This window comes from Kitasatospora sp. NPDC059812 (genome assembly GCF_042732075.1).
Lineage (GTDB): Bacteria > Actinomycetota > Actinomycetes > Streptomycetales > Streptomycetaceae > Kitasatospora.
In genome coordinates this window covers 15729-19710 of sequence record NZ_JBHWIO010000108.1, presented here as the reverse complement: position 1 = coordinate 19710, position 3982 = coordinate 15729, and the positions used below count along the sequence as shown (strand labels likewise).

The 3982-nt window shown below is 72.9% G+C and carries 4 protein-coding genes; all 4 read left to right on the top strand.

The genetic code is table 11. The features are described 5' to 3' along the window. The first annotated feature begins 7 nt into the window (after nucleotides 1-7). Complete coding sequence (locus ACFV6D_RS34565) at nucleotides 8-949, top strand: substrate-binding domain-containing protein (protein WP_380562751.1); 942 nt, start codon at nucleotides 8-10, stop codon at nucleotides 947-949. A gap of 89 nt (nucleotides 950-1038) precedes the next feature. Next, nucleotides 1039-1800, top strand: a complete 762-nt coding sequence (locus ACFV6D_RS34560; protein ID WP_380495281.1) for a class I SAM-dependent methyltransferase — start codon at nucleotides 1039-1041, stop codon at nucleotides 1798-1800. A gap of 66 nt (nucleotides 1801-1866) precedes the next feature. Next, a complete protein-coding gene (locus ACFV6D_RS34555) occupies nucleotides 1867-2334 on the top strand; it encodes a GNAT family N-acetyltransferase (RefSeq protein WP_380562739.1) in 468 nt (155 codons plus the stop codon). A 137-nt stretch (nucleotides 2335-2471) separates the two neighbouring features. Then, nucleotides 2472-3884, top strand: a complete 1413-nt coding sequence (locus ACFV6D_RS34550; protein ID WP_380562737.1) for a pyridoxal phosphate-dependent aminotransferase — start codon at nucleotides 2472-2474, stop codon at nucleotides 3882-3884. Nucleotides 3885-3982: the final 98 nt, after the last annotated feature.

Below are 3982 nucleotides of genomic sequence, written 5' to 3'. Positions count from 1 at the left end.
CGCCGCGATTCCCCCCGGCCGGGGCGCGGCGTCCTGCGCCCGCGCGACGCAGTCGCCCCGCGGCGGCTCCGGCGGCGGCCCGGCTCCCCTCCCGGCCGCGGCCGGGAGGGGAGCCGGGCGGATAGCCCTGCTGCTGCCGGAGGCCAGGACGACTCGCTACGAGCAGTTCGACCGGCCGCTGATCGAGAAGAAGATCAAGGAGCTGGCGCCGGACGCGCAGATCGACTACTACAACGCCGGCCAGGACGCCGCCGTCCAGCAGACCCAGATCGACGCCGCCGTGAAGAAGGGCGCCAAGGTACTGATCCTGGACGCGGTGGACGCCAAGTCGATCCAGGCGTCGATCCAGAAGGCGCACGACGCGGGCGTCAGGGTGGTCGCCTACGACCGCCTCGCCCAGGGCCCGGTCGACGCCTACGTGTCCTTCGACAACCGCAAGGTCGGCGAACTGCGGGGCCAGGCCGCGGCGGCGGTGGTAGGCGGCACGGCGGACGTCGGCGAGGCGATCACGACCAACGGCTCGCCCGCCGATCCCAGCGCGGCCGACCCCAGCACTGCCGCACCCAGCGCGGTCGGCTCCAACGCGTCCGATCCCGAGGCGTCCGGCCTGAGTGTCCCGCTGACCGGCCAGGACTTCCAACTCGACGGCGTGCAGAGGATCCTGGCGGGCGCCCAGGCCATGTCGGTCTACAAGCCCCTCAAGTCGGAGGCCGACGTGGCCGCGCAGCTGGCCGTCGACCTGGCCTACGGCCAGGAAATCGGCGGCGCCCTCGTGCCGACCACGGTGACCAGCGGCAGCAGCGACAAGGTGCCGACCGGCCTGATCGCCCCGGTCGCGCTCACCAAGGACAACGTCAAGGCCACCGTGGTCGCCGACGGTCTCTTCACCGTCGCTCAGATCTGCACGCCGGACTACGTCGCCGCCTGCTCCGCGGCCGGCCTCCAGTAGCCGCGGCGGGTGCCGGTTCGCTCGCCCGGCGCGTCCGGGCGGCGGCCGGGCGGGCGTGAGCACCCCCGCGCGGGCCCTATGCTGCGGAGATGCCGAGTGAGTTGCGCACTCTCAAGCCGGAGACCGACCAGCCGGAGACCCACCCGTCGGAGACCGATCAAGCGGAGACCGACCAGCCGGAGGCCGATCAACCGGGGAGCCGCCCGTCGGAGGCCGACCTCGCCTTCATCCGGCGCGAGACCGAGCTGAAGCCCGTCCCGTTCGTCCCCGAGGTCGGCCTGCACATGGCCGAGGACGCGATCACCCTGTGGGAGACCACCGAGCGGGCGCGGGGGGAGGTCGGACTGCCGCCGCCGTTCTGGGCGTTCGCCTGGGCGGGCGGGGTGGCCGTCGCCCGCCACGTGCTGGACCACCCCGAGCTGGTGGCCGGGCGGGCGGTGCTCGACGTGGCCGCCGGGGGCGGGGTGGTCGGCGTCGCGGCCGCGCTGAGCGGCGCCGCGTCCGTGCGCGCCGCCGAGATCGACGCCTACGCGGTGGCCGCCATCGGCCTCAACGCCGAGGCCAACGGCGTGCGCGTGGAGGCCGCCCTGGTGGACCTGGTGGACGGCGACGGCGCCCCGGCCGATGTGGTGCTCGCCGGTGACGTCTTCTACGAACGGGCCATGGCCGCCCGGTTCCTGCCCTTCCTGGAACGGGCCGCCGCGCGCGGCGCCACCGTCATCGTCGGCGACCCCGGCCGGGCCTACCTGCCCCGGGAGCGGTTCACCGCGCTCGCCGCCTACCAGGTGCCGGTCGTCGCCGACCTGGAGGACACCGCCGTCAAGACCACCACGGTGTGGCGACTGGGCTGACGGCCCGTCCGTCCAGGCTGCGGAATTCCCGGCCGCCGGGCGGAACCGCCTGCTAAACAGGCCGCCATGACCGACGAGATCGCTCCGCGCACTCCCGCCCCCGACGGGATCGTCCTGCGCACCGCCGCCCCCGACGAGATTCCCGCGCTGCTCGCCCTCTGGGCCCGGGCGGCGAAGGGCGCCAGCATCACGGACGACGCCCCGGGCGTGGCCGCGCTGCTCGCCCGGGACCCGGAGTGCCTGATCGTCGCGACCCCGGCGGGCGACCCGACCGCCGTCCTCGGCACCGTGATCGCCGGCTGGGACGGCTGGCGCTGCCACCTCTACCGGCTCGCCGTCGACCCCGACCACCGCCGCCGGGGCATCGGCGCCGCCCTGCTCGCCGCCGCCGAGGAGCGCTTCGCCGCGCTCGGCGGCCGCCGCGCGGACGCCATGGTGCTGGACGACAACGCCCTCGGCCACCGCACCTGGGAGGCCGCCGGCTACCGCCCCGAACCGCAGTGGAGCCGCTGGGTCAAGCCGCTGACCGCCTGACCCCGCCCCCGTCCGGACGGGCGCCGAGCGCTGGCGGCCGTGCCCGGGACGTGGTCCGCTGGGGCCGATGCGTGTGCGAACGACCATGTTCCGGCACGCCGCCCAGCCCACCCCGCGAAGCCCGGACAAGGACTGCCATGACCGACGACACCCGCACCCTCGCCTCTCCCGAGGCGGCCGCCGAACAGCTCACCCGGATGACCGACCTGGAGCAGGCCCTCGCCTACTTCCACCAGCACGTGGCGTCCCCCAAGGCGGTCAACCTGTCCGTCGCCGAGAACGTCCTGCTCTACCACCACTCGATGAAGAAGAAGGTCTTCGACAACATCCAGCTGATCCCCGAGCGGTACATCCAGTACATCGACTCGGCCGGGACCTTGGCGGTGCGCCGGCCGGTCGCCAAGCTGCTCACCCTGGCACTCGGCGCCGAGGTCGACGAGGGCGACGTGTTCGGCGTGGCCGGGGTCTCCTCCGCGCTGGAGTGCATCGCCTTCGCGCTCAAGGGCGCCGACCCGGTCGGCCCGCCGCTCAAGGACGGCGACGAGGTGCTGATCCCCGCGCCGTACTGGCAGGGCTTCAACTGGTCCTTCCAGGAACGGCCCAGGCTCAAGTGCGTCCCGGTGAACCTGTCGACCACGGGGGAGGACCGGTACCGGCTCACCCTGCCCCTGATCCAGAAGGCCTACGAGGACCGGAAGGCGGCCGGCCACACGCCGCGCCTGCTCGTCCTCACCAACCCGCACAACCCGCTGGGCGTGAACTACTCGCGGGCCCTGCTGGACGAGATCTACGGGTGGGCGCTCCACCACACCGACCTGCACATCATCTCGGACGAGATCTACTGTCACTCCCAACTCGACAGCAGCACAACGAAGTTCACCAGCGCGCTGGCCCTGAAAGCGTACCGGGAGCAGCCCGACCGGATCCACGTGGTCTGGGGCTTCGCCAAGGACTTCGGCCTGTCCGGCTTCCGTACCGGCTTCGTGATCTCCCGGAACCCCGCCGTGCGCAACACCATGCTCGGCAACAACGACCCGGCCGAGCCCACCCACCCGCTGCCCTGGTTCAGCCCCTTCGACTCGCTGAAGACCTACGTCATCCAGGACCTGCTGAGCGCCTCCGCCAACGGCCCGGGCGGCGAGCTCTACACCACCTACGCGATGCGGGAGTACCGCACGCTGCTCAAGACGAGTTTCGACAAGGTCAAGGCCGCCCTGGACGCCGCCAGGATCGACTACGTGCACCGGCCCGGCGACAACGCCGCCCAGTTCTTCTGGCTCGACCTCACCAAGTACCTCGGCAAGCACCCCGTCCACGGTCACGAGGAGGTGGCCGGGCTGCCGCTCGCCCGGTCGAGCGGACTCGACCCGAAGGAGGAGCTGCTGTTCAGGTACCTCATGGCCGAGCCCACCGAGGTCACCCTGCTGCCCGGCGGCACCATGCACAACCCGGCGCCCGGCTTCTTCCGCCTCTGCTTCACCGCCCGCCAGCCCGAGGACGTCGTCGCCGCCGTCCAGCGGGTGGGGACGGCGCTGGGGAAGCTGAAGTAGCCGGTACCGTGGGGGCCCCCCGCCGTCACCGGGTGCCCCAACACGTGGTGGCGCGGAACCCCCCCCTTTAGCTCTCCCACCCCCACACAACGGGGGTG

Bases quoted from the DNA above. Each gene is read 5' to 3' on its own strand.
- ACFV6D_RS34560 (WP_380495281.1), top strand. From the start codon at position 1,039: ATGCCGAGTGAGTTGCGCACTCTCAAGCCGGAGACCGACCAGCCGGAG.
- ACFV6D_RS34555 (WP_380562739.1), top strand. From the start codon at position 1,867: ATGACCGACGAGATCGCTCCGCGCACTCCCGCCCCCGACGGGATCGTC.
- ACFV6D_RS34550 (WP_380562737.1), top strand. From the start codon at position 2,472: ATGACCGACGACACCCGCACCCTCGCCTCTCCCGAGGCGGCCGCCGAA.